This window comes from Ruegeria sp. AL3, assembly GCF_056536065.1.
This window is the reverse complement of the sequence record NZ_JBQFJG010000002.1, coordinates 801,020-824,416: the sequence shown is the minus strand read 5'-3', so window position 1 is coordinate 824,416 and position 23,397 is coordinate 801,020. Positions and strand designations below refer to the sequence as shown.

General features: G+C 58.3%; 21 protein-coding genes. 12 read left to right on the top strand and 9 right to left on the bottom strand.

Going from position 1 to position 23,397, the window contains the following annotated elements; genetic code table 11:
* The first annotated feature begins 7 nt into the window (after window positions 1-7).
* The 4 genes from ACR3E6_RS20170 to ACR3E6_RS20155 all read left to right on the top strand — a co-directional run bounded on the left by ACR3E6_RS20170 (window position 8) and on the right by ACR3E6_RS20155 (window position 3,789).
* Window positions 8-955, top strand: a complete 948-nt coding sequence (locus tag ACR3E6_RS20170; protein ID WP_480489007.1) for a LysR substrate-binding domain-containing protein — start codon at window positions 8-10, stop codon at window positions 953-955.
* Window positions 956-1,058: 103 nt separating this feature from the next.
* Window positions 1,059-2,216 carry an aromatic ring-hydroxylating oxygenase subunit alpha gene (locus ACR3E6_RS20165; RefSeq protein ID WP_480489005.1) on the top strand — a complete coding sequence of 386 codons (1,158 nt, stop codon included), beginning with the start codon at window positions 1,059-1,061 and terminating at the stop codon, window positions 2,214-2,216.
* Between the two features lie 256 nt (window positions 2,217-2,472).
* Entirely contained in the window at window positions 2,473-2,712 is a 240-nt protein-coding gene (locus ACR3E6_RS20160) for a hypothetical protein (RefSeq protein ID WP_171119331.1), read from the top strand.
* 45 nt (window positions 2,713-2,757) lie between these two features.
* Entirely contained in the window at window positions 2,758-3,789 is a 1,032-nt protein-coding gene (locus ACR3E6_RS20155) for a GlxA family transcriptional regulator (protein ID WP_480489003.1), read from the top strand.
* On the opposite strand, the gene ACR3E6_RS20150 is transcribed toward ACR3E6_RS20155, so the two are convergent.
* From ACR3E6_RS20150 to ACR3E6_RS20110, 9 genes are all read right to left on the bottom strand, one after another.
* Window positions 3,748-4,311, bottom strand: a complete 564-nt coding sequence (locus ACR3E6_RS20150; protein ID WP_480489001.1) for a sarcosine oxidase subunit gamma — start codon at window positions 4,309-4,311, stop codon at window positions 3,748-3,750. The genes ACR3E6_RS20155 and ACR3E6_RS20150 overlap by 42 nt on opposite strands.
* On the bottom strand, window positions 4,304-7,258 hold the full coding sequence (locus ACR3E6_RS20145) for a sarcosine oxidase subunit alpha family protein (RefSeq protein ID WP_480488999.1): 2,955 nt from the start codon (window positions 7,256-7,258) through the stop codon (window positions 4,304-4,306). The genes ACR3E6_RS20150 and ACR3E6_RS20145 overlap by 8 nt, the downstream gene beginning before the upstream one ends.
* Entirely contained in the window at window positions 7,255-7,542 is a 288-nt protein-coding gene (locus tag ACR3E6_RS20140; protein ID WP_152460339.1) for a sarcosine oxidase subunit delta, read from the bottom strand. The genes ACR3E6_RS20145 and ACR3E6_RS20140 overlap by 4 nt, the downstream gene beginning before the upstream one ends.
* A 12-nt stretch (window positions 7,543-7,554) precedes the next feature.
* Window positions 7,555-8,805 (bottom strand): sarcosine oxidase subunit beta family protein, encoded by a 1,251-nt coding sequence (locus tag ACR3E6_RS20135; protein WP_171723708.1) that lies wholly within the window; start codon window positions 8,803-8,805, stop codon window positions 7,555-7,557.
* 213 nt (window positions 8,806-9,018) lie between these two features.
* The gene (locus tag ACR3E6_RS20130) at window positions 9,019-10,263 is read right to left on the bottom strand and encodes a molybdopterin molybdotransferase MoeA (protein ID WP_480488996.1); all 1,245 of its coding nucleotides are present in this window, start codon (window positions 10,261-10,263) and stop codon (window positions 9,019-9,021) included.
* Window positions 10,256-10,603: a hypothetical protein gene (locus ACR3E6_RS20125; protein WP_480488994.1), complete on the bottom strand. Its 348-nt coding sequence runs from the start codon at window positions 10,601-10,603 to the stop codon at window positions 10,256-10,258. The genes ACR3E6_RS20130 and ACR3E6_RS20125 overlap by 8 nt, the downstream gene beginning before the upstream one ends.
* A 326-nt stretch (window positions 10,604-10,929) precedes the next feature.
* Entirely contained in the window at window positions 10,930-12,360 is a 1,431-nt protein-coding gene (locus tag ACR3E6_RS20120) for an NAD-dependent succinate-semialdehyde dehydrogenase (protein ID WP_480488992.1), read from the bottom strand.
* 81 nt (window positions 12,361-12,441) lie between these two features.
* Window positions 12,442-13,407 carry a LysR substrate-binding domain-containing protein gene (locus tag ACR3E6_RS20115; protein ID WP_171635933.1) on the bottom strand — a complete coding sequence of 322 codons (966 nt, stop codon included), beginning with the start codon at window positions 13,405-13,407 and terminating at the stop codon, window positions 12,442-12,444.
* A 2-nt stretch (window positions 13,408-13,409) separates the two neighbouring features.
* Entirely contained in the window at window positions 13,410-14,183 is a 774-nt protein-coding gene (locus ACR3E6_RS20110) for an aspartate dehydrogenase (protein ID WP_209834018.1), read from the bottom strand.
* A gap of 146 nt (window positions 14,184-14,329) precedes the next feature.
* Between ACR3E6_RS20110 and ACR3E6_RS20105 the strand changes: the two genes are divergently transcribed.
* From ACR3E6_RS20105 to ACR3E6_RS20070, 8 genes are all read left to right on the top strand, one after another.
* Complete coding sequence (locus ACR3E6_RS20105) at window positions 14,330-15,283, top strand: dihydrodipicolinate synthase family protein (RefSeq protein ID WP_480488990.1); 954 nt, start codon at window positions 14,330-14,332, stop codon at window positions 15,281-15,283.
* Between the two features lie 105 nt (window positions 15,284-15,388).
* Complete coding sequence (locus ACR3E6_RS20100) at window positions 15,389-15,931, top strand: 3-hydroxyanthranilate 3,4-dioxygenase (protein ID WP_152460347.1); 543 nt, start codon at window positions 15,389-15,391, stop codon at window positions 15,929-15,931.
* A 23-nt stretch (window positions 15,932-15,954) separates the two neighbouring features.
* Window positions 15,955-16,929 carry a TRAP transporter substrate-binding protein gene (locus tag ACR3E6_RS20095; RefSeq protein ID WP_171169737.1) on the top strand — a complete coding sequence of 325 codons (975 nt, stop codon included), beginning with the start codon at window positions 15,955-15,957 and terminating at the stop codon, window positions 16,927-16,929.
* Window positions 16,930-16,992: 63 nt separating this feature from the next.
* Complete coding sequence (locus ACR3E6_RS20090; RefSeq protein WP_480488988.1) at window positions 16,993-17,526, top strand: TRAP transporter small permease; 534 nt, start codon at window positions 16,993-16,995, stop codon at window positions 17,524-17,526.
* On the top strand, window positions 17,523-18,782 hold the full coding sequence (locus ACR3E6_RS20085; protein ID WP_152460350.1) for a TRAP transporter large permease: 1,260 nt from the start codon (window positions 17,523-17,525) through the stop codon (window positions 18,780-18,782). Before ACR3E6_RS20090 ends, ACR3E6_RS20085 begins: the two co-directional genes overlap by 4 nt.
* 120 nt (window positions 18,783-18,902) lie before the next feature.
* Entirely contained in the window at window positions 18,903-19,451 is a 549-nt protein-coding gene (locus ACR3E6_RS20080) for a thioredoxin family protein (RefSeq protein ID WP_480488985.1), read from the top strand.
* A gap of 3 nt (window positions 19,452-19,454) precedes the next feature.
* On the top strand, window positions 19,455-19,832 hold the full coding sequence (locus ACR3E6_RS20075) for a VOC family protein (RefSeq protein ID WP_171635920.1): 378 nt from the start codon (window positions 19,455-19,457) through the stop codon (window positions 19,830-19,832).
* Window positions 19,833-20,023: 191 nt separating this feature from the next.
* Window positions 20,024-23,344 (top strand): ATP-binding protein, encoded by a 3,321-nt coding sequence (locus ACR3E6_RS20070; RefSeq protein WP_480488983.1) that lies wholly within the window; start codon window positions 20,024-20,026, stop codon window positions 23,342-23,344.
* The last annotated feature ends 53 nt before the right edge of the window (window positions 23,345-23,397 follow it).

Sequence of the window (23,397 nt, the reverse complement as noted above, 5' to 3'; positions counted from 1 at the left end):
CATTCGGATGAATGTAGCTCACCTCTACCTTTTGAACAACGCAGCAACCATGTCACGACGCCACTATAATCTTCCACCTCTCACAACTTTGTCGGCCTTCGAGGCCGCCGCGCGGCATCTCAGCTTCAAAGAAGCGGCCGGCGAACTGTCGGTGACACCGGGTGCTGTCAGCCATCAGATAAAAGCGCTGGAAAGTGAACTGGGTTCGGCGCTGTTCGTCAGAAAGCACAGAGGCGTGGAACTGACCGAGGATGGCCAGGACCTGTTTGAAGTGCTCGGTTCGTCGTTCCGGCAGATATCGAAGGTGCTTGAAAAGATTCGCAGCGGTGATTCAGAAAATCCGGTGACGGTCGGGTCCACTACCGCTGTGGCTGCGTTGTGGCTTTCTCCGTCGGTCATCCGGTTCTGGCAAGACTACCCGCACGTAAAAGTGAACCAGATGGCGCAAGACAAGCCATTCTCGGACAGACCGGATATCGACTTTTTCATCCGTTACGGTCGTGACGTGAACTCGCAGCTGAACCATACTAAACTGTACCGTGATACTCTGACGCCGGTCTGTAGCCCCGAGATGGCCCTGGAACTGAAGGGGGCAAGCCTTGAAGACCTGGTCGAACGTCGCCTGATCCACCTTGAAACGCAGGACAACACCTGGACCACTTGGCCGTCTTGGTTTCACGACCTCGGATATACCGGAGTTGTACCGGTGCAGTCGCGCGTAAACAGCTATGCGTTGGTGTTGCAGTTGGCCCGGAAAGGGGCCGGGCTTGCATTGGGGTGGAAACGCTTGATCCAGCCCATGCTGACATCAGGAAAACTTGTTGCGCTGGAAGAATTCAGCCTCCCTGCCCCGAACAATTTTTACCTCGTCGGTCGCCCGGACGACCAACTGACAGAAGGTGCCCTGGCGCTGAAAAACTGGTTGTTGGATGAGTTGTCCGAGGGTTCGGTTTAGTCTGCCTCAATCGGCCATGAGGTTTTTTGATATTGAATGCGGCCGGCTCGACCGGCCAATGGGGGTAACGTTCAACACATTCCGAATTACTCAGGAGCAACCGATGAACAAGCATTCAGCGCTTTCGTCTGTTCTGACCCCGGTAAACACCGCCAAGGGCCTGCCGAACGAGCATTATATCGATCCCGATGTCTTCGCCGAGGAGCGGGAGGCGGTCCTGTTCGCGAACTGGTCGGGCATCGGTTTTGGCAAAGACATTCCCGAAGCGGGAGATGCCTTTCCGATCGACTTCCTCGGTGTGCCGCTTCTGATGGTGCGCGACCGTGACGGACAGATCGGCGTTTTCCAGAACACCTGCCGCCATCGCGGAATGATCTTGGTCGACAAGCCGCAGAAAATCCGCGGCGCGATCCGTTGCCCCTATCACAGCTGGTGTTACGGCCTGAATGGCGAGCTGCGCACGGCGCCGCATGTCGGAGGCCCCGGACAGAACACGCATGAAGATCTGGACTTTGCCGAACTGGGCCTGATCCGCATACGTTCCTATGTCTGGCGCGATGTTGTCTTCGTGAATGTGGATGGAAACGCCCCGGAGTTCGAAGAGGTTCATGGCGAGCTGATGGAACGCTGGAAAGATTTTGAACAGCCCATGTATCATGGCGGTGCCGGCGCGTCTGTCCGGCTCGAGCTGAAGTCGAACTGGAAACTGGCGGTCGAGAATTTCTGCGAAAGCTATCACCTGCCCTGGGTTCACCCGGGTCTCAACAGCTATTCGCGCCTGGAAGACCACTACAACATCAATGAACTGGGCAAGTATTCGGGTCAGGGCACCTATGTCTATCGCCAGTTCGAAGGTCAGAACGGCGAAAAACTGGATGACTTCCAGAATCTGAGCGAAAAGTGGAACGAAGGGGCGGAATACATCGTCGTGTACCCGAACACCTTGCTGGGTGTTCAACGCGACCATGGATTTGCCTTCATCATCGATCCGATCACGCATGAACGGTCAAACGAAAGGATCGAGCTGTACTACGCCAAAAAACCGGAAGACGCACCCGAGCACGAAGCGTTGCGCGCAAAGAACGCGCAGCTTTGGAAAACCGTTTTCGAAGAGGATGTGTTCGTGGTCGAGGGCATGCAGAAAGGCCGTCACGGTGTCAAATTCGACGGCGGCCGTTTCTCGCCCGCGATGGATGGCCCAACGCATTGTTTCCACCACTGGGTGGCCACTCAGATCGAACAAGCCCGTGCCGAGGCATAGGCGGCTTTCCGGCCGGATCATGGGCTGAGGGCGCCACGGATGTATCCTGCGCGGTCATTTGCAATCAGGAACATCGCAGATGCAGGCGATGTTCCAAGATTGCGCAAAGACGCGTGCGGATGCGTGTGATGGGTTCATCAAGGTCCGGTCCGCATCGTTGACGGCGCTGGGAAATCAGGTTTCAGGCGCAAAAAGGTAGAAAGCGTATGATTGCGTACAGGCCAACACACTTCGCGTTTCCGGTAAGAGGCTGACCTTGGATCTGCAAGAACTCGACAAGCACCTGTTGCAGGCTCACGCGGATAATGATGTGCCTGCGCTGATCCGGCTGTACCACGAGGCAGCCGACCGGGCCGAGCAAAACCAGGATCTCGACGCTGCTTGTTTTTACCTTACACATGCGTTTGTGTTCGCGCTGGAATACGGCGCGCCCGAAGCGGATGAGTTGAACCGAAAACTATACGAGCGCGGCCGCGCCCATCGTTTGGTGTTCTGACGAAATCGGTGTAGTTGGGGTATCGTGCTGGCAAAGAGACAAAGCATGACCCATTTTACCTTTCTGTGCCTCGAAGATTTCCCGCTTGCTGCCCTGTCCATGGCCATCGACCCGCTGCGCGTGGCCAATGAGATCAGCCGCAGCGATGGTCTTGGCTGGACTGTCGTTTCGGAAGATGGACAACAGATCATGTCCAGCTCACGCCTCAGCATCAACCCTGACAAGGCATTGTCCGACGTGGAGGAAACCGACGTCGTGCTGGTCTTTGCCGGGGCCTCAGCCCGGTTGAAGGATCGCAAGGCTTCGGGCGGAGCGCTGCGACGGCTTTTGTCCCGTGGCGCGCGGATCGGTTCGGTCAGCGGTTCACTTTTTGCGCTGGCGGAAGAAAAGTTCTTCGATGGTTACAGCTGTAGCGCGCATTTCTGCTATACCGCTGCTTTGAAGGAACAATTCGACAGGGTGAACCTGTGCGACACGCTCTATACGATAGATCGCAACCGAATGTCCTTTGCCGGGACTTCAGCGGTTTTTGAATTCATGCTGGGCGTGATTTCGGATGAGGTGTCCGATGCGGTTGCCGTCGAAACGGCCTGCTGGTTCCAATACGCGACTTTGCGTGATGCGGATACGTTGCAGGTTTTGCCGGGCTACAGCAAAAATCAGACCCGCAATGCCCTGCCGCGCCCGGTGCGGCGGGCCATCGAGTTGTTTGCAAACAACATCGAAAACAAGATCTCGATCGAGCAGGTTTCGAAACGCGTTGGCATGTCCATCCGGCAATTGGAGCGGCATTTCAAGAAGGAAACCGGGATCAGCCCCGGAGGGTACTATCGCAGACTGCGACTGGATGCGGCGCGGCAGAAGCTGCTTTACACCGATCAGCCTTTGCAGGAAATCGCGCTTTCGGTCGGGTATGACAGCGCCAGTTCGTTTTCAAGCAACTATCGGCGCGCATTCGGTCTGCCGCCAGCTCAGGAGCGCAAGGAACGAAGCCGCGGCGCCAGACACGCGGCTTTGTCCTTAGGACACCGTCCTTCACAGGGCCCTGGCCACCTCAATCAGCATGTGGTGAACTGAAATCGCATAGCTGCGTGGCGCGTAGATCGAAAAATCCGTTCTCGCCTCATTGCAGCGCAGCAGGCACCCCACATGATGGATTGCGGTGCGGTTGAAGGCTCCGGCCTGCATCTGCTCGACATCCAGAACGGTCAGGCGTTGCAGCAAGACTGTGGCACCCTGCCCGTTCATGTCGATGCGTGTGAACGCGTCCGACTGATCGGTCACCGACGCCATGCCGACCAGCTCGGTTTCCATACGCCTGGCCAACTCCAACGGGCCTGCAAAAGCTTCTTCGCACAGGTACTGATCCGGGCCCAGCCAGTGCAGGCTGCTGGTTTCGCCCTTTTCCCACCGCCCCGCCTCAGGCACCGGGATTCCGCAAACGGTTTGAAGTTTGGCTTTGACGGTTTCCTCGTGTCCCAGCCTGGCTGAGACGGATGCCAGTGCCACATCCTCTCGTTCCTGAAAGGTCAGAGTTCCGACCACGTCCCGTTTGGGTTCACTGCCGCCAATGGCGGTCTTGGCAACAAAATCACGCACGGAGCCGTTCTCCTTCGGGGTCAACGAAATGCGCGCTGACAAGCGTCGCTTTGATGTTGGTGTCATCCACCGGGCTGACAATCTGCACGGTGTCGCCCAATCGCTGCGCCCCGCGTTTTACAAAGGCCAGTCCGATGCTGCTGGACAGGTGCGGCGAATAGGCAGCCGATGTGACATAGCCCAGATCGTTTTCCGGCAGGTGTGGCGCATCCTCGTCGAACACATGGCCTCCGGCCAGCACGGCATCGGCGTTGTTGACCGGCTGAATGCCGACCAAAGCCAGACCATCCGGATCGGTCAGAGCTTCGCGTGCGCTAAGCGTCGCACCGATACTGTCTTTCTGGGTTGAGACCATGCGCCCCATGCCCAAATTGTGGGCGCTGGTGGTTCCGTTCAGTTCGTTTCCGGTGGCATGGCCCTTTTCAATCCGCAGAACGCCAAGCGCTTCGGTGCCATACGGCGTTACGCCAAAGGGCTCTCCAAGCGCCATCAGATGTCGGATCAGCGCGTCACCGTACCGGGTAGGAACCGCCAGCTCATAGGCCAACTCACCCGAGAACGAGATGCGGAACAGCCGCGCCGGGACCCCCCCGGCAATGGTCACCTCGCCACACGCCATAAAGGGAAAACCTTCGTTGCTGATGTCATGGCCGTCATCAACGACCCTTTGCAGCAACTCACGGGATTTCGGGCCCGCTATGGCATATTGTGCCCAGGCGTCGGTGGTCGAGATCATCTGCACATCCATGTCCGGAAACAGGCATTGATGCACGAACTCCATGTGGCGATAGACACCAACCGCGTTTGCGGTTGTGGTGGTGACCACAAAGTGATCTTCGGCCAAGCGGGCGGCAGTGCCGTCATCCATGGCTATGCCGTCTTCGCGCAGCATCAAGCCATAACGGGTTTTGCCCACCGGCAGTTTGGCAAAGCCGTTGCAATAGATCTTGTTGAGGAATTCCGCGGCATCCGCGCATTGCACGTCGATTTTGCCCAGCGTGGTCACGTCGCAGACGCCGACACCGCTGCGTACGGCCAGAACTTCGCGATCCACGGATTCGCGCCAATGGGTCTCACCGGCCTTGGGGAACCATTGCGCGCGCAGCCAGGGGCCCACCTCGACGAATACCGCGCCCTGTTCTTCGGCCCATTGATGGCTGGGCGTCAGACGCGTGGGTTTGAATTCTTTTCCGACCGAGCGCCCGGCCCAGGCCCCCATCGCCACGGGCGTGTAGGGTGGCCGGAAGATGGTCGTGCCGGTTTCTGGAATGCTCTTACCGGTGATCTCGGCCATCACGGCCAGCGCGCCGACGTTCGCGGTTTTGCCCTGATCGGTTGCCATGCCAAGGGTGGTATAGCGTTTCAGATGCTCGACACTGCGGAAGCCTTCCTGTTCGGCCAGTTTGACATCCTTGACGGTCACGTCATTCTGGAAATCCAGCCAGGCGCGGCCTGTGCCGGGCACATGCCACAACGGGGTGATGCGGATCTCATCATCCTCGGCTTTCGGCAGGTCGACCGGGCAGGCCCTGATCCCCAGCCCGTCAAGCGCCGCAAGTGCCGCATTGGTGCCCGAGGCGATCGCCCCGTGGCTGGTCAGGTTGCCAGCGGCGGCACCGGCGACACTCATACCCTTGGGCAGTTCGGCAGGTGGGATGAAGGCTGCAAGCGGTTCGAACCATTGCGGGCGGCCGCGCTGATGGCATGTCAGTTGCACATTCGGATTCCACCCACCCGAAACGCCCAGACCGCTTACTTCGATGGGGCGGGTTTGACCATCGGCCATCTGCACGGTGATCGATTTCAGCCCCAAACGGCCCTGCGTATTCGTGACCTGCGCCCCGGCCAGCAATTCACATTCGGCAATGCGCGGTGCATCGTGGCGCGGGTCGATCGCGGCAACAACATTGATCCCGGCTTTGATCAAATCCTGTGCGGCGCGGTGTCCTTCGTCATTGTTGGTGAAGATCGCCACGCGCTGGCCCGGTGTCACGGCCCAGCGGTTTGCATAGGCCCGCATCGCGCCCGCCAGCATTATGCCCGGTCGGTCGTTGTTTTCGAAAGCAATCGGACGTTCGGTAGAGCCGGCACAAAGCACCGTGTGCTTCGCGTAGATGCGCCACAGAATCTGGCGTGGTTTCCCCGCCTCGGGCACCGCAAGGTGATCCGAGACCCGCTCAAGCGCGCCGTGAATGCCGTGATCATAGGCGCCGAACACGGTGGTGCGCGTCAGAAGGCGCACGTTGTCCATCGATGCCAGCTCTCCCAGTGTCTGCGCGACCCAATCGGCATTCGAAATGCCCTCGAACCGGTCACAGTCAGACAACAAACGCCCACCCATCCGGCTGTCTTCGTCGGCCAGAATGACCCGGGCGCCAGACCGCGCCGCCGTCAACGCCGCGATCAGGCCGGAGGGACCGGCGCCGATAACCAGGACATCGCAATGCAAATAGCCCTTGTCGTAGATATCCGGGTCGGCCTCCTGCGTCAGGCTGCCCAGACCGGCCGCCTTGCGGATCATCGGCTCATATAGCTTTTCCCAGAACGCCTTAGGCCACATGAAGGTCTTGTAATAGAAACCCGCCGTCAAAAAGGGCGAGAGCCGATCATTGATCGACAGCGCATCGAAGGCGAGAGAGGGCCAGCGGTTCTGCGATGTCGCCTCGAGCCCGTCGAACAGTTCGACCGTGGTCGCGCCTGTGTTGGGCTCCTGCCTGTTGCCTGTGCGCAGCTCGACCAGCGCGTTGGGCTCTTCCGAACCCGAGGCCAGCACACCGCGTGGACGGTGGTATTTGAACGAACGGCCAACCAGGCGCACGTCATTGGCCAGCAGCGCCGAGGCCAGCGTATCACCCTGATAGCCTTCGTAGGATTTGCCATCGAAGGTAAAACGCAGCTTTTTGGACCGGTCGATCAGACCGCCCTGCAAACGATTGTTCTGGGTCATTTTCCCCGTCCCGTCTTGCGGGCTACATCCCGCGCCAGTTCTGTAGCCAGAATTTCATGGGTCAGCGTGTCGCGTGTCACAACCAGCCACGAGCGGTCGCCCTGCTCGTGAAACCACAGCTCTCGGTGGGTTCCTGCCGGGTTGTCGCGCAGGTAGACATAGTCGTGAAACTCGGCGGCGGCCGTGTCGGATTGCCAGTCGGGCCGATTGATCAGACTCGCGTCGCCCAGATAGGTGAATTCGGACGCGTCACGCGGGCCAAGCAGTGGATGATTGATGATCATGTCCGGGCCTCCTCAGTGCAGGTTGGGCTGTGCGCCCACGCCTTTTTCGTCAATCATCTGCCCGGTTCTGAACCGGTCCAGACGATAGGCAGATGCAACGTCATGCGGTCGGTCGGTGGCCATCAGATGCGCGAAACAAAAACCAGATGCTGGCGTTGCCTTGAACCCGCCGTAGCACCAGCCACCATTGAAATAGAGCCCTTCAATTCCGGTGTGATCAATGAACGGCGAACCATCCATCGACATATCCATCACGCCGCCCCACATCCGCAGCAGGCGCGCGCGACCGATCATCGGCATCAGGGACATGCCACCTTCGGCCACGTCCTCGACCACAGGCAGGTTGCCGCGTTGTGCATAGGTGTTGTAGCCGTCGATATCGCCGCCAAAGACCAGACCGCCCTTGTCCGATTGGCTGACATAGAAATGTCCGGCGCCATACGTGATCACCCCGTCAAGCACCGGTTTCAGCCCTTCGGTCACAAAGGCCTGTAGCACGTGGCTTTCGATCGGCAGGCGCATCCCCGCCTGTGCCATCACGCGCCCGGAAGACCCGGCAACCGCCACGCCCACCTTCTTGGCGCCGATGTAACCCCTTGTGGTTTCAACGCCCAGCAGTTTTCCGTTTTCGATGCGGAACCCGGTGACTTCGCAATTCTGGATGATGTCGACCCCCCGTTGATCCGCGGCACGGGCATAGCCCCAAGCGACACCGTCATGACGCGCCGTACCACCGCGGCGATGCAACAGACCGCCCTTGATCGGAAAGCGCGCATCGTCAAAGTTCAGGAACGGATACATCGCGCGAACGCCCTCTGCATCCAGCAGTTCGGCCCCAGAGCCGGTGAACATCATCGCGTTGCCACGACGACGATACGCGTCACGCTGCGCGTCCGTATGACAGAGGTTCAGAATACCGCGCTGACTGACCATCGCATTGTAGTTCAGGTCCTGTTCAAGATTTTCCCACAGTTTCAGCGACAGCTCATAGAATGGCTGGTTGCCATCCAACAGGTAATTGGCGCGAATGATCGTTGTATTGCGCCCGACGTTGCCGCCACCGATCCAGCCTTTTTCCAAAACGGCAACCTTGGCGGCGTTGTGTTCCTTGGCCAGATAATATGCCGTCGCAAGGCCATGGCCGCCGCCGCCAATCACGATGAAATCATAGCTTGATTGAGGCTCGGGATCACGCCAAGCCGGTGTCCAGCCCCGGTGCCCGTTCAAAACCTGCCGCATGATCGCGAGTGCCGAATACCGCATGAATTTGTGTCCTTAACCCTCAGTGCGCCGAAGCATCATGTGCCGCCGGGAAAGCCCCAGTCACGACGTAATCCGTCACGGAGTTTATCGGTTGCGACAATTTTCAGACCGGTATTGGGATTGATTGGCGCGCGACCGGGCAATTTTCCGGGTGCCCACCATGACCGCAGCGTTGAGGTTGCAGGATAAAAAGCAACGCACCTGGTGCGAAGATCAGAACCTCAACAATTCAATCGAATGCCCGGCGGGCAGGTCTTCGATCTCGGCCGGTATGATCGCCAACCCGTCTGCCTGCGCCAGCAAGGCAACACGGCCACTGTAGGAGGGCGCCATCAGACGCACATTGGGAAGGCCACGCGGCGAGGTACCGTCAATCTGGACCGGGCGATATTCCTGCCGACCCGCGCGACGCTGCACCGGTTCGGCCAGCACGGCCTGAACAGGTACCTGAGGTCTGTGGCACAAGCCTGCGCGCCGCGCCATCATCTGCGACCCGATTATCTGCCATGTCACATAGGCTGACACCGGGTTGCCGGGCAGGCCAACGTAAAGAGCACGCTCGCGCCGCCCGAACATGACCGGTTTACCGGGCTTCATCGCCACTTTCATGACATCGGTTTCGCCGCCAATCGCGCTGAAAAGCCGGGGCATGTGATCTTCATCCCCGACCGACACGCCCCCGGTCGTGACGATGAGGTCCGAGGCATCGCATGCCTCGCGCAGAACCTGTTCCAGACGGGTCGGGTCATCCACGACCGGTCCCCGGTCGATCAGTTCGATCCAGGGTTTTTGCAACAGCGCCAGCAGCATATAACGGTTCGAGTTGTAGATTTGGCCGGGGTCGAGGGGTTCGCCCGGTTGACGCAGTTCGCTGCCTGTCGAAAAGATCGTGACCTTCAGTTTTCGAAACACCAGGACCTCACCATACCCGGCGGATGCCAGGGCGGCCATCTCGCGCGGTCCAATTTCACAGCCGCGTCGCAGGATCGGACCCCCGGCACAAAGATCTTCCCCTGCGCGTCGGATATGCTTGCCGGGTTTCGGGCGGCGGCTGAATCGAATCCTGTCGATCAAAAGATCGCAATCTTCCTGCATCAGCACGGCATCGAATTCAGGTGGCACCGGAGCGCCAGTGAAAATGCGTAAAGCGCTGCCTTCGGGTGCATCATGGTCGCCGCAGTCACCCGCAGCCACGCGCCCGGCGATGAGCAGCTCGAACACCGGCCCGTCACCCAGATCACCGGTGCGGATGGCATAGCCATCCATGGCCGAGTTGTCGAAGGCAGGCATATCAACCTTGCTGGCGCAATCCTCGGCCAGAACCCGGCCTATAGCCTGTTCCAGCGGCAAAATCTCGGTTTCGGCAACAGGATCGGCGACGGAAAGACCGCGTTCAAGGGCGTCCTCGACAGTCAGATACATGTCGGCGTGGCGGTCACAGGCACATCCATCAGCCATTTTGAATCTCCGAAAATATTAAGTGTCCTGCAAATCCCGGCTGTTCGTCCGGATCCAGATTGGGCAGGCCGTCGTTGAATTTTTCCAAGTCCGAGCTGGGATCAGCAACGACCGGCAGCGTACCCACGTTGTGCCGACCATGTGCGGCGCGACCTGTGCCGTCATCGCCTTCTTTCACGGACGACAAATCCTGCTCGGGTTGGCCGCAAAGCTCAGACACGCGCGCGCAGTCAGAGTTCATGCCAAAGGTGGACGTTACGGTGGGCAGCCCAGCCATTCTCTCGAAGCCCTCGGTATCCTTGGCAGGGATTGGTGCAGATAGCGTCAGCCAAGTGTTCATCCGTCCCTCCGGAGCTCAGGCCACCCGGCGGGAAACCCCCCGCAGGTCAGCCAAAACGCTGATCATCACCGGCAAAAGGACGCGATGGTTTTGTCGCACGGTCCGGCCAGAAATTCCCGGCCAATGGACAGCAAGGCGGGTTTACTGTCATTGACATAGGTCATGATCCGCGTTCGGGCGTCCCATCAGAAAGGGCACATTGTCGCGTCTTTCGGTTCCGCAAGTAATGAAATCACAATCGCAGCGCTGGCCCTTTGGTCGATTTCGAAAGGAAAAAGGCTGGCTTGGTCGCGAAAAGTCGACAAGTGCAGGTGTCGGGATCTTTTTCAGCAGATCCTGGCCGAATGCCAGACGTTCTTGACCGTCATGTAATTCTCAAGGCCTTCGGTTCCGCCTTCCCGACCATAGCCACTGGATTTCACGCCCCCAAAGGGCGTTTCCGGCATGGATGCTTCAAGTGTGTTGATCGAGAGATTGCCGACCTCGACCTCGTCGATCAGACGGTCGATGTAATCCGCCCGATTGGTGAAAGCGTACCCCGCCAGCCCGTAGGGAACTGAATTCGCCAGAGCGATCGCCTCATCCAGCGAAGCCACCGGGTTGATCACCGCAACCGGTCCAAACGGCTCTTCGCGCATGATCCGCGCCGCTTTAGGAACGTTCAATAACACCGTGGGTTCAAAGAAATATCCCCGCTCACCCAGCCGCGATCCACCTGTGGCAAGCGTTGCGCCCTGCGCCACTGCGTCTTCAACCAGCTCTGACAAGGCTGGCACGCGCCGGTCGTTGGCCGTTGGGCCCATTTCAACGGTTGCGTCAAGCCCATTGCCGACAACCGTGGCCTTGACCCTCTCAACAAATCCGGCCGCATAGGCGTCAAAAATACTCTCATGCGCGAAGAAACGGGTTGGCGAAGTGCAGACCTGACCGGCATTGCGCATTTTGCGGACCGCGCCTGAAACGGCCGCCGATTGCACATCCGTATCTTCGCAAACGATGACCGGCGCGTGGCCACCCAACTCCATAAGCACTCGGGTGTCGTGCCGGGCCGCCAAAGTGGTTAAATGACGCCCGACGGTTGTCGATCCGGTGAAGGCCACCAAGCGAACGGGGTCCTGCGGGATCAGATGACCGGATATCTCGGATGGTTCACCGAACACCAAATTCAGAACCCCTGCCGGCAGACCGGCATCTTCGAACGCTTTTGCTATGTGCAAAGCGCCGGCAGGCGTTTCTTCTGCCGCTTTCAGGATCACTGAACAGCCCGAGGCCAAAGCACCCGCGATTTTCCGGGCAGGTTGGCTCATGGGGAAGTTCCACGGAGAAAATGCCGCGACAACGCCGACAGGCTGGTGATGAACTGCAAATTTGTGACCCTGCGCCGCCGGAATGATCCTGCCATAGGTCCGCATCGCCTCGCCCGCATCCCATTCAAAGAACTCGGCGCCTCGAATGACCTCCAGCCGGGCCTGCTTCAAAGGCTTGCCATGCTCCAGAGTAATGGAATGCGCGATTTCTTCCTGCCGCTGACGCATGAGGGCTGCCGCCCGCAGGATCGTATCCGCGCGTTCCCGCGGCGATGTGCGGCGCCACAGTCGAAAGCCTTCGACGGCCGCTTGCAGCGCGTCGTCCAGGTCTTTCGCCGATGCGCAAGGCAACCGACCGAGTTCTTCCTCGGTTGCCGGGTTGACAACCGGGATATCGCGCCCGGTTTTTCGCCACGTGCCGCCAATGAACAGCCTGAGCTCTGGATACATGAAACTGGCGCCTCCATTTGCCTTGATTTTTGATCGCGCGATGCCTCGCATGAGTTCAAGCGCATTGCGCGAATACGGATATCAAATTGGCGGATATCTGGTCTGTCTGCTCTGCGCCGCCCGATGCAGGGCCGTTTTGAAAGCGCGCCCAGCGGGCGACAGATCGTCGTCGGCGCGGAAAGACACTCCAATTGGTCCCTGCCCGAACGGAACCTCCCAGGTGAGCTGGGCAAGATGGTTGTTTTCGATATCCTGGACGACGACTTCGGCCGGCATAAGGCCGATCAGGTCGCGGGATTGCAGCAGCGCCCGGTTCGTCAGGTAGGACACGGATTCAATGGCGACCGGTGGCACGTATTGCTGCTGGCCGACGAAAAAATGATCCGCCTGACGTCGCAACGTGGTCTCTTGCGGGGGAAGAATCCAGCCAAACGGCTTGGTTTGCGCAAAGGTCACGGCGTCCCGCTCAGCAAGCGGGTGTTGAGGGCCGACAATGGCCAATATCCGATCCTCGAACAGTTTTTCCTGTCGAATCTTGTCGCGATGCCGGTGCGACGGCAGGCGTCCTACAACCATGTCGATCTCACCCGACAGCAGCCGGGGCATGAGCACCTCGTTTGTCCCTTCGCTGATCTTGACCGCAACGTTCGGGCGGTCTTCCAGCAGCAGTTCAATGGCGGCAGGTAGCAGGCTGGTTGACGCCGCAAGCAGTGTTCCCACCACGACACGGCCGGAATTTCCTTCGTTCAGGTCGTCCAGTTCCTGCGCGGCATTGGAAACCTGAGCAAATATCAGTTTCCCGTGACGTATGAGAGTTTCGCCAAAAACCGTTGGCACAACGCCTCGGTTGGTGCGCGTGAACAGCTTGACTTCGAAATCCAGTTCAAGATCCTGAATCATCTTGGTTGCCGCTGGCTGAGATATTCCCAGCTCACGCGCAGCATTCTGAATGTTTCCATGCGCGCCAACTGCAACCAGCAGACGCAGCTGCCGCAGCTTCAGGCGGGTCAAGGCGCGGTCAACGATGCGAGAGTGACGCCCAACCATGGCTACAGCACAATCGGCTTGCAAAGCTGATCCAGCTTGGACAGCACACTCATGGCCGCAAGCGCCGAGCTTCGCGGGTTGTCGGGCAGCGCGGTACCGCTGATCCGGAACTGAAACGTGCCGAAATCGCCTTCGGCCTCGACCTCGTGAATGTTCTTGTGGATCGTCGGATCGGCGATCAGACGAACCTGTGTGTTATCGAACCCCACGCCCGCCAAGGCGACGGCGGCGGCGACATTTGCGTTCTTTGGGTAAGCCAGCGCCGCCTCTCTTGCGGAACCTTGAAAATGGGTTTCAGCCGCGGTGATATTGCCGAGGTCAAGACTGTGTTCGGCAAGGGATCCCTTCCACCCCGCCGGCGGCTTGCGCCCCACATATGTGACGGATTTGAGCGGCCCGACCGCTGCGGCGCTGAGACAGTCCAGCCCACCTATGGCACCGCTTGCCAGATGCAGCCGCGCCCCGCCCTTTCGCGCGGCCCTGTCCAGCCGATCACTGACCTGCTGATCCGCAAGTGCGCCGGCAGAGACACTGATGATATCCAGCCCTCGTGCCAGAATGTCCGGACCCAAACCGGCCAGTGCCTCGTGCCCCGCGCAATCCAGAACAATTTCGATTCCGGCCGGCAGGTCATCAACCGAACCAATTGACTTGGGCGATTTTGGATCAACGCGGTGTGGTCTGACCAGAATGGCTGCCAACTCATGCCCATGTTCTGGCAACATGCGCTGCACAAACTGCGCGATTGCGCCGGTTCCGATGACTGCGATCTTCATGTCTGGACCCTAGACCAGCATTGAAAAAATCTGAATTGGTAAGTTTGTGGTATATTTTTTTCAGATATCCATTTCCCTGAAATGGCACTGGTCCGACCCGCCTGGTGTGTTTTGTTCCTGTTGAAGCCACGGGGACCACGTTGGAAATGAAATACTCAAAACACGACGCGAAGGCCTATGCCCGCGAACATATGACTGGGATATGGGCAGCGGCACTGAACCCGTTCAATGATGACCTGTCTCTGGATGAATCGGGACTGCGCGCCAACATCCGCCATTGGATCGACGATCTGGACATCCAGGGCCTTTTCGTCGCCGGCAAACAGGGCGAGTTCTTTTCGATGAGCATCGAAGAGCGCAAGCGCAACTTCGAAATTGCCGTTGACGAATGCGCAGGCAAAGCCGGTGTCATCGTCTCGGTCTCGGACCAGAACATGAATACGGCCTTGGACCTGGCGCATCACGCACAGAATTGCGGCGCGGATTACATCGTTCTGCACGCGCCGGTTCTGAGCTTTGTGCAGGATCGCGGAGAGGTTTTGTACCAGTACTACAAGCGTTTTTGTAACGAACTGGATATCGGCATCGCCATGTGGAGCCATCCAGACAGTGGCTATTTGATGCAGCCCGAAGAATGCGCCCGCATTGCGGACTTACCCAATATCGTTGCGATAAAATACTCGGTCCCGCGTGAGATGTACGTGAAGCTGACCCACATGGTGGGCGACAGGATCCATGTCTCGACCTCGGCCGAACATGAATGGCTGGACAACATATTGGAACTGGACTGGAAGTTGTATCTCTGCTCGTCCCCGCCCTATCAGCTGCAAAGCAAGGTTGATCAGCGGATGAACGAATACACGCGTCTGGCCTTTGCGGGAAAGGCCGATGAAGCGCGGCGTGTCTTTGACAGTCTGAACCCGGTCCGCGACGCGATGAAACGCGCGCGCCCTGCGGGCAAACCCACTGCATTCGGAAAGTACTGGCAAGAGTTGCTGGGTCAGGTCGGTGGCCGCGTACGCCCGCCGATGCTGGAACTGACCGAAGCGGAAAAAGCGATCATTCGCAAAGCGTTCGACGAATGCGGGCTGCGCGTCTGAGCTGGGTGAGGCCGGGCAGTATAAGGAAATCGGATAGCGAGATGCTGATAATTTCTTTGCGGTCATGCAAAAACGCGCCAAACTTTCAGGGATAGGGAGTGGGACATGTCAAAACTGAAAGCGTTCAACTTTAAGGCCTGGATCGACGAGCATCGCCATCTGCTCAAACCGCCCGTAGGGAATCGTCAGGTTTGGGAAGACGCCGATCTGATGGTCACCGTTGTGGGTGGCCCGAACAAGCGAACCGATTACCACGATGACCCGGTGGAAGAATTCTTCTACCAGCTTGAAGGCGACATGGTGCTGAAAATCTATGACGGAGAGGAGTTCTATGATGTTCCGATCCGTGAGGGCGAGGTTTTTCTGCTGCCTCCGCATGTACGCCATTCGCCACAGCGCCCTCAGGAAGGCTCGATCGGGCTTGTGATTGAACCCAAGCGCCAGACCGGAGAGCTGGACGCCATCGAATGGTATTGCTTTGAATGCGGATCACTGGTGCATCGAGCGGAAATGCAGCTAAAGTCCATCGTTGATGACCTGCCTCCGGTTTATCAGAAGTTCTATGCCTCGGAACAAGACCGCACCTGCCCCAATTGTCAGGCTGTGCACCCGGGAAAGGAACCGCCCGAGGGCTGGGTCACGTTGTAAAACAAGATCAAACAGGGGAAGTAATGAGACATTTCGCAAAAATCGCCGCCTCTGCGGCTGCGTTGGCACTGGCGTCTGTTGCCGCTCACGCCGAAGAGTTTCGGTTGGGTCTGATCACGCCGCCACCGCATATCTGGACCAAAGCCGCCGAAGCGTTTGGGGCCGAGTTGAATGAGGCCAGTGGTGGCGCGCATTCGGTATCTGTCTTCCCGGCCCGCCAGTTGGGGAACGAGGCAGAAATGCTGCAACAATTGCAGACCGGCGCGTTGGACATGGCTTTCATGACGGTGGCCGAGGTTTCCAACCGCGCGCCCGAGTTGGGGGCGTTCTATGCGCCCTATCTGGCAGATGACATTGGGCACGCGGGGCGCATCCTGCGATCCGATACGGCCAAGTCCATGCTGGAACCCTTGCCGGGGCAGGTTGGTGTCGTTGGACTGGGATATGGGATGGCAGGATTGCGCCAGATCGTCAGCCGGGGCGAGGTTTCCTCCGCCGAAGATCTATCAGGCCTGAAACTGCGTATCACGCCCTTCACACCGATTCTGGATTTCTACAACGCGGTGGGGGCAGCACCCACGCCCATGCCCTTGCCTGCCGTCTATGATGCGCTGGCCAATGGTCAGGTTGACGCCATCGACATGGACGCCGAGCTGATCTGGGTTCTGAAATATTATGAACACGCTGACACGATCGTGCAGTCGGATCACATGATGTTCCCGATGGTCGGGCTGGTATCGGCCAAGGTCTGGGCTGGTTTGTCCGAAGAAGACCGCGCGATGATCGCGGAACTCATGGCCAAGCATGTGGACAGCACCATTGATGCCTACGTCGAAAACGATGCCAAATGGCTGGAGCAGATCGAGGGCACTGGCAAAGCCTACAAAAAGGTCGATGCCTCGTTCTTTGGCGACGCGATCGAAGAGTGGAACGGGATCTGGTCCCAGAAGACCTCTTCCCTTGACGCTTTGCGGCAGACTGCGGCAGAAACAAAATAACGAAAACGGCATGACTAAAGGGGCGCAGCTCGATCCTGCGCCCTTTTTCACGGGAGAACAGCGATGTTGTATCGGCTGTCGGCTGGCTTGGCGCGGGTCGAGTTGTGGTGCGCTGCCTTTCTGGCAGTCTGCATAACGATTCTGATCTTGTTGAATGTCGTAACGCGAACGGCGGGCAACGCCCTGTTCTGGGTTGATGAACTGGCGATCTACGCGATGGTCTGGATGACCTTTCTGGGCGCGTCTTCCGCATTGCACCATCGCAGTTCTGTGTCGATCTCCATCGTTTCCGACAACGTGCCCGAACGCGCGAAACCATTGATCCGCAAGGGTGTGGACGTGGTCGTGTTTGCTTTTTCCTTTGCGATGCTGTGGTTCTGCTGGCGCTGGTTCCTTCCGCTGGACATCGCCAGCAGCGGATTTGACGTGGCGGCGTTTCAAGGTCAGACATTCAATTTCATCTACGCCGAGCCAACGCTGACCCTGGGCCTGCCAAAGTACCTGTTCTGGTTGGTGATATGGCTTTTCGCAGTGGGCGCGACGCTGCATTCCACCATGCATCTGCTGAGCGCCCCGGGCAAAGGGGCACAGCCATGAGCCCCATCGTCTTTCTGGCCACTTTACTTCTGTCCGTGCCCGTGGCGATCGTGCTGGCGATCACGGCCATCTGGTACATCTGGGAAAGCGGCAACACGGTTCTTTATGACAGCTTCGCGCAGAAAATGTTCGGCGGTCTTGAGAATTACGGCCTGCTGGCAATTCCTCTGTTCATGTTGACCGGAGAATTGATGAACGAAGGCGGCATGACCCGGCGCCTTGTCGCGCTGGCCCGGGTGTTTGTCGGCGGGTTTCGCGGCGGGCTGGCCTATATCAACTTGCTGGCAAACATGTTCATGGCGGCCATCATCGGGTCTGCGACGGCGCAGATCGCGGTGATGTCGCGCGCCATGGTCCCCGCGATGGAGGAGGAGGGCTATGACAAGGGTTTCGCCGCTGCCACGACGGCCGCGGGCGGGCTGCTGGCTCCGGTCATCCCGCCGTCGATGATGTTTGTCATCTTCGGTGTTCTGGCTCAGATCCCGATTGGTGACATGTTCATTGCAGGAATCCTGCCCGGTTTGATCCTTGCCGGGGCGTTTGCATCGGTCATCACCCTGATCGGGTGGTGGCAGAACTTTCCGAAAGGGCATTGGATGACGCGTGCCGAAGCTGTCCAGGCCTTGATCAGCGCGGCCCCTGCCCTGCTGATTCCGATGTCGATCATAGGCGGCATTCTGTTCGGGATCGCCACACCGACCGAATCCGCTGCAATCGCGTCCCTGATCGCGTTTCTGGTGGGCTGGTTGGTTTACGGGGACCTGAAGCCGAGCAACCTGGCACAGATGTTCAAACGCACGGCGGCCAATGCGTCGATGATCCTGTTCATGATCGCGGCCGCCAGCGTGTTCGGCTGGGTCATCATCTATGAGGAAATACCGCAGCAACTGGCTGGGTTAATCACCTCGGTCACCTCGGACCCGTTCGTGTTCCTGCTGATCGTTAACCTTGCGCTTTTGCTGGTTGGAATGGTGATCGATGGCATCGCCGCGATCATCCTGATCACTCCGATCCTGCTGCCGATTGCAACCGGTTCATACGATATCAGCCCCTATCAGTTCGGCATTGTTGCCTGCCTGAACCTTGTGCTTGGGCTGCTGACGCCCCCGGTCGGGATCGGATTGTACATCGCCTCGTCCATGAGCGGCACATCGCCCGGTTCAATCCTGAAATCGCTTTGGCCTTTCCTGATCGCAGTAACTTTGGTGTTGCTTCTGCTAAGCTATTACCCAAGCCTGTCAACGCTGCTGATCTGAACCAGATACGTTTGCAGGCGCATTCCGTCGCAAACATGGTGCCGGAAATCACGCTCTACTTGTTTGCGTCCGTAAGCTAAGCTGGCCTGAACATGCCAACTGGTCACAAAAAGGACAATCATGCTGCTCGACACTCCGATCTGCGATTTCGGTTGGAAAGCCCCGGACTTCACGCTCAAGGACCCGAACGGTCAGGCCTTCAAGATGTCCGATCACCTGCAAAACGGGTTGCTAATCGCCTTCATCTGCAATCATTGCCCCTATGTCAAAACGATCACGGACCGACTTGCCCAGGACACGGACCTGCTGATGTCCAAGGGGATCGGCGTGTTGGCGGTCATGTCGAACGACTATCGCGATTACGCCGAAGATTCGCCGCCAAACATGTTGGAATTCGCACGGCAGAACGGCTTCAACTTTCCATATCTCGTGGACGAGGATCAATCCGTAGGAAAGGCTTATGGTGCTGTCTGCACTCCGGATTTCTTCGGATTGAATGCGGATGGAAAGTTGCAGTACCGGGGCCGTCTGGACAATCTGGGCCGCGGCCAGACAGGCAAGCGCGAACCAGAACTGGTCAATGCGATGCTGCAAATTGCCGAGACCGGGCAAGGCCCCCAGGACCAGATTCCATCAATGGGATGTTCGATCAAATGGACCCGAGGCTAGGCCATGGAGATCACGTCACTGGATCATGTCAACCTCCGCACCACGCGTTTGGACGAGATGATCGATTGGTACTGCAACTTGCTGGGGATGCGGGTCGGGCCACGCCCGCCCTTCCCTTTTCCCGGAGCCTGGCTTTATGTCGAAGAAAACGCTTTCGTGCATCTGGTCGGTGTCGAGGCCGAGGCCACGGGTTCGGACGCAGACCTAAAGCTTGAGCATTTCGCTTTTTCGGCGACAGGGTTGGATCGGTTCGAAGCGCATCTTAAAACAAATGGCGTCTCCTATCGCCGTGTAGAACTGACGGCGATCGACACCGTTCAGTTGAACGTCTGGGATCCGGACGGCAATCACATTCACATCGATTTTCGGACCGACGAATAGAGATGGCAGGCTCCGATACAGTTTCGTGCATGGAAATTTCCTGACCCTCAAATTGAACACTTGACCGGAATTCGCGGGTCGTCCTTGATAGAACTGTGTTTTCCCGGACTATGCCCGGGGCTGGTCCTTTTAACCATAGGGAAATGGGGAATGCTTGGATCCGCTTGGTTGCGGTCATGCATGGTGGTCAAATGGCTGACATTGATGAATGGCTGATCCGAAACGGCTTGTCCAAATATGTCGATGCCTTCTCCCGGCACGAGGTCGAACTGGGTGATCTGCCGGAACTGAGCGACGATGACCTTGTCACGATCGGCCTGCCCCTTGGACCCAGACGCCGCTTTCTGAAAGCAATACGGGATGAAACCGGGCAGCCTGCGGGATCACATCGCGCGCATCAAGAACCCAACATCATTGCAGAGCGCAGACAGCTGACGGTCATGTTCATTGATCTTGTTGGATCGACGGCGATATCGCAAAAGCTGGATCCTGAAGATCTGGCCGAGGTTCTGAGGCTGTTCAAAGAGACCTGCGCCGCTGCTGTCGCCGCTTTTGACGGGCATATCGCCAGTTACTATGGCGACGGTATCATGGTGTTTTTTGGCTTTCCGCATGCGCATGAAGACGACCCGGAACGCGCCATTCATGCAGGTCTTCGGATCGTTCGCGAAATTCCGGAACTCCGCACGCATGCACATCTTGAAGTCCGCATAGGGATCGCGACCGGCCTGGTTGTCGTCGGTGACCTGCGTGGAGAGAAGATGTTCGAGGATGGCACCGCCATGGGCGAGACCCCGAACCTGGCCGCACGGCTTCAATCGATGGCTGATCCGGGGACAATGATCGTCGCGCCGACGACGCGGGAACTGGCGGGTGATGCGTTCGAATATGTGCGCCGGGGCACGTTTCAATTGAAAGGCTTTGCCAAAGAGGTCGAAGCCTGGCAAGTCACCGGCACGCGCCAGACTCTCAGCCGTTTTCTTGCGGCAGACGACGCCCGGATGAGTTCATTGGTCGGGCGCGCGCAGGAGCATGAAACCCTTCAAAGCAAGTGGAAGCTGGCCCGTCAGGGTCAAGGTCAGGTGGTGCTGGTCTCGGGCGAGGCGGGCATAGGAAAGTCCAGGCTGATCGAAGAGCTTCGCCGCACGATCCCGGACGCAAAACAACGACAGCTTCGATTTCAGTGTTCGCCCTTTCATGACGCAAGCGCGTTGTATCCGATCATTCGCCAGCTTGAAAACGCGGCCGAACTGCGGGCCGGTGACAGTACGGACAATAAGTTGAACAAGATCCACGGCGTTCTGGGCGATCCTTCTGAAGGGTCACTGAAACTGGCTGCGGCACTGTTGTCGGTCCCGTTTGAAGACAGGCTTGGCCCGCTGGACTTGACCCCAGAGCAGATCATGAAGCAGACGCTGGACATGCTGGTCAACCATGTGATCGGCATGGCGCAGGAAACCCCGACCCTGTTGCTGTTTGAAGATGCACATTGGATCGATCCAACGACAAAGACTCTGCTTGATCAGCTTGTAACCCGGATAGAGGACGCGCGCCTGCTGATGGTCATGAGCTATCGGACAGGCTTTGATCCGGGTTGGCCACAATCACGCAACCTGATGCACGTCGCGCTTCAACAACTGGATTTCGCGCAGGTCAAAGAGATCGTGAACGATGTTGCCAAGGGCAAGACCGTCCCGGACGAAGTTCACCATCTGATTGCCGCCAGATCCAACGGTGTCCCGCTGTTCGTAGAAGAGGTGACGAAGGATCTGCTGGAATCCGATCTTCTGACCGAACGCGCCGACGCCTATACGATCGACCGGTCCACGCCATCAGCCACTGTGCCGAAGACACTGCATGATGCCTTGATGGCTCGTCTTGATCGACTGAGCTCGGCCAAGGAAGTGGCACAGATCGGCGCTGTCATTGGCCCGCAATTCTCTTATCCGATGATTGCAAGCGTGTCCCGTTTTGATGAACGGGCGTTGCGTTCCGGTCTGGATTTGCTGGTGGATGCCGGGATCGTGTTCGTTTCAGACTCAGAGCCCGAGGAAACGTTCAGTTATCGTCACGCTCTCATTCGCGACACCGCTTACAACAGCCTGCTGAAACGCGAGAGGCGAACGCTGCATGCGCGTGTGGTCCAAGCACTGAACTCTGCCTCGTTGCACGAAAATTCTGCCGGTCCGGAAATTCTGGCTCATCACTACACGATGGCAGATATGCCGGACGAAGCGATAGAACACTGGTATCTGGCCGGGCAACGTGCCGTTGAACGCTCGGCCGGGATTGAAGCAGCCACTCAGCTGGGGCGTGCGTTGGCGTTGCTTGAACAGCAGGAAGACTCAGTTGACCGCGACCGCATGGAAACCAAGATCCAGACCTTGCGGGCCGGCGTTCTGCGCTCGACCGCTGGCATCGCGGCCGATGAAACGGGGGCGGTGTATGCCCGGATCCGCGACCTGTGCAATCGGCTGGGCGAAACCGAACAATTATTCCCTGTGCTCAATGGTCTCTATGCGTATCATCTGGTCCGCGGCGAATACGACCTTGCCAAGGACGTCGCGGCGCAGTTGCTGGACCTGTCCAAGCTGACCGACGAAACGCATCACATAATGATTGCCCATCGGGCCATGGGTGCCGTCTTGTTGCATATCGGGCAGCAGGACGCCGCCTATGCACATCTGCGACAAGCGTTGCACTTGTATGATCCTCAGCAGCACAGCCGTCTTGCCTATGTCTACGGCACGGATCATGCTGCCATTACATCCTGCTTCCTGAGCATGACGGTCTGGTTGCGCGGAGAACCCGACCGCGCGCTCGAGATCCAGCATCAGGCGATCTCGGCGGCGCAGAAACTCAATCACGCTCATAGCCTGGCACAGACGCTGACATATCTGTGTATGTTGCACCTGTTGCGGCGTGAACCTGAACAGGTTTACGACGTTGCCGCGCGCCTTGAGGAACTGGCAACCAAACACACCTTCCCCTTCATGACACTGACGGCGAATGTCTGGCGGTGTTGGGCGGACGCGCAGATCAAGCCAGGCCCGGAAACGATCCGAGCAATGCGCGACGCGTCCGAAGCCTGGTGGGCCAGCGGGGCCGGAAACTACAAACCGGTGTTCCTGACGGCCCTTGCCGAAGCGTCATTGAAGGCGAACGACCCGAAGGCGGCTCAGCGCCTGCTGGATGAAGCCCGTGAACAGCAGGTTCTGACCAATGAAGCCTGGGCTCAGCCCGAGACGGATCGGATACAGGCGTTGGTGCGCTCCATGGGCACTGCCGCAGATGATCTGTTCACGGAGGCTCTGGAAACCGCACGCAAACAGCAGGCAAGAATGTTCGAACTGCGCACAGCGGTGGATTACGTGCAAACCTGCGACCGCTTTGGCTGCACGCCGGCCTCGCCGCCGGATCTTGGAAAGATTCTGGCTATGATCGTTGGCGGCGCGCAGACCCGCGATGTCGCGCGGGCCTTGTCTTTGCTCAATCAATCGAAAGTGTCGTAGAGTACTTACCCGGCCAGTTCTGCGGGCAACACCTTTCCGTTCATCCTGTCGCC

Excerpts from the sequence above, each read along its gene's own strand:
- ACR3E6_RS20170 (WP_480489007.1), top strand. The coding sequence starts at position 8 with ATGAATGTAGCTCACCTCTACCTTTTGAACAACGCAGCAACCATGTCA.
- ACR3E6_RS20165 (WP_480489005.1), top strand. The coding sequence starts at position 1,059 with ATGAACAAGCATTCAGCGCTTTCGTCTGTTCTGACCCCGGTAAACACC.
- ACR3E6_RS20155 (WP_480489003.1), top strand. The coding sequence starts at position 2,758 with ATGACCCATTTTACCTTTCTGTGCCTCGAAGATTTCCCGCTTGCTGCC.
- ACR3E6_RS20145 (WP_480488999.1), bottom strand. The coding sequence starts at position 7,258 with ATGACCCAGAACAATCGTTTGCAGGGCGGTCTGATCGACCGGTCCAAA.
- ACR3E6_RS20140 (WP_152460339.1), bottom strand. The coding sequence starts at position 7,542 with ATGATCATCAATCATCCACTGCTTGGCCCGCGTGACGCGTCCGAATTC.
- ACR3E6_RS20135 (WP_171723708.1), bottom strand. The coding sequence starts at position 8,805 with ATGCGGTATTCGGCACTCGCGATCATGCGGCAGGTTTTGAACGGGCAC.
- ACR3E6_RS20130 (WP_480488996.1), bottom strand. The coding sequence starts at position 10,263 with ATGGCTGATGGATGTGCCTGTGACCGCCACGCCGACATGTATCTGACT.
- ACR3E6_RS20125 (WP_480488994.1), bottom strand. The coding sequence starts at position 10,603 with ATGAACACTTGGCTGACGCTATCTGCACCAATCCCTGCCAAGGATACC.
- ACR3E6_RS20120 (WP_480488992.1), bottom strand. The coding sequence starts at position 12,360 with ATGTATCCAGAGCTCAGGCTGTTCATTGGCGGCACGTGGCGAAAAACC.
- ACR3E6_RS20115 (WP_171635933.1), bottom strand. The coding sequence starts at position 13,407 with ATGGTTGGGCGTCACTCTCGCATCGTTGACCGCGCCTTGACCCGCCTG.
- ACR3E6_RS20110 (WP_209834018.1), bottom strand. The coding sequence starts at position 14,183 with ATGAAGATCGCAGTCATCGGAACCGGCGCAATCGCGCAGTTTGTGCAG.
- ACR3E6_RS20105 (WP_480488990.1), top strand. The coding sequence starts at position 14,330 with ATGAAATACTCAAAACACGACGCGAAGGCCTATGCCCGCGAACATATG.
- ACR3E6_RS20100 (WP_152460347.1), top strand. The coding sequence starts at position 15,389 with ATGTCAAAACTGAAAGCGTTCAACTTTAAGGCCTGGATCGACGAGCAT.
- ACR3E6_RS20095 (WP_171169737.1), top strand. The coding sequence starts at position 15,955 with ATGAGACATTTCGCAAAAATCGCCGCCTCTGCGGCTGCGTTGGCACTG.
- ACR3E6_RS20090 (WP_480488988.1), top strand. The coding sequence starts at position 16,993 with ATGTTGTATCGGCTGTCGGCTGGCTTGGCGCGGGTCGAGTTGTGGTGC.
- ACR3E6_RS20085 (WP_152460350.1), top strand. The coding sequence starts at position 17,523 with ATGAGCCCCATCGTCTTTCTGGCCACTTTACTTCTGTCCGTGCCCGTG.
- ACR3E6_RS20080 (WP_480488985.1), top strand. The coding sequence starts at position 18,903 with ATGCTGCTCGACACTCCGATCTGCGATTTCGGTTGGAAAGCCCCGGAC.
- ACR3E6_RS20075 (WP_171635920.1), top strand. The coding sequence starts at position 19,455 with ATGGAGATCACGTCACTGGATCATGTCAACCTCCGCACCACGCGTTTG.
- ACR3E6_RS20070 (WP_480488983.1), top strand. The coding sequence starts at position 20,024 with ATGGCTGACATTGATGAATGGCTGATCCGAAACGGCTTGTCCAAATAT.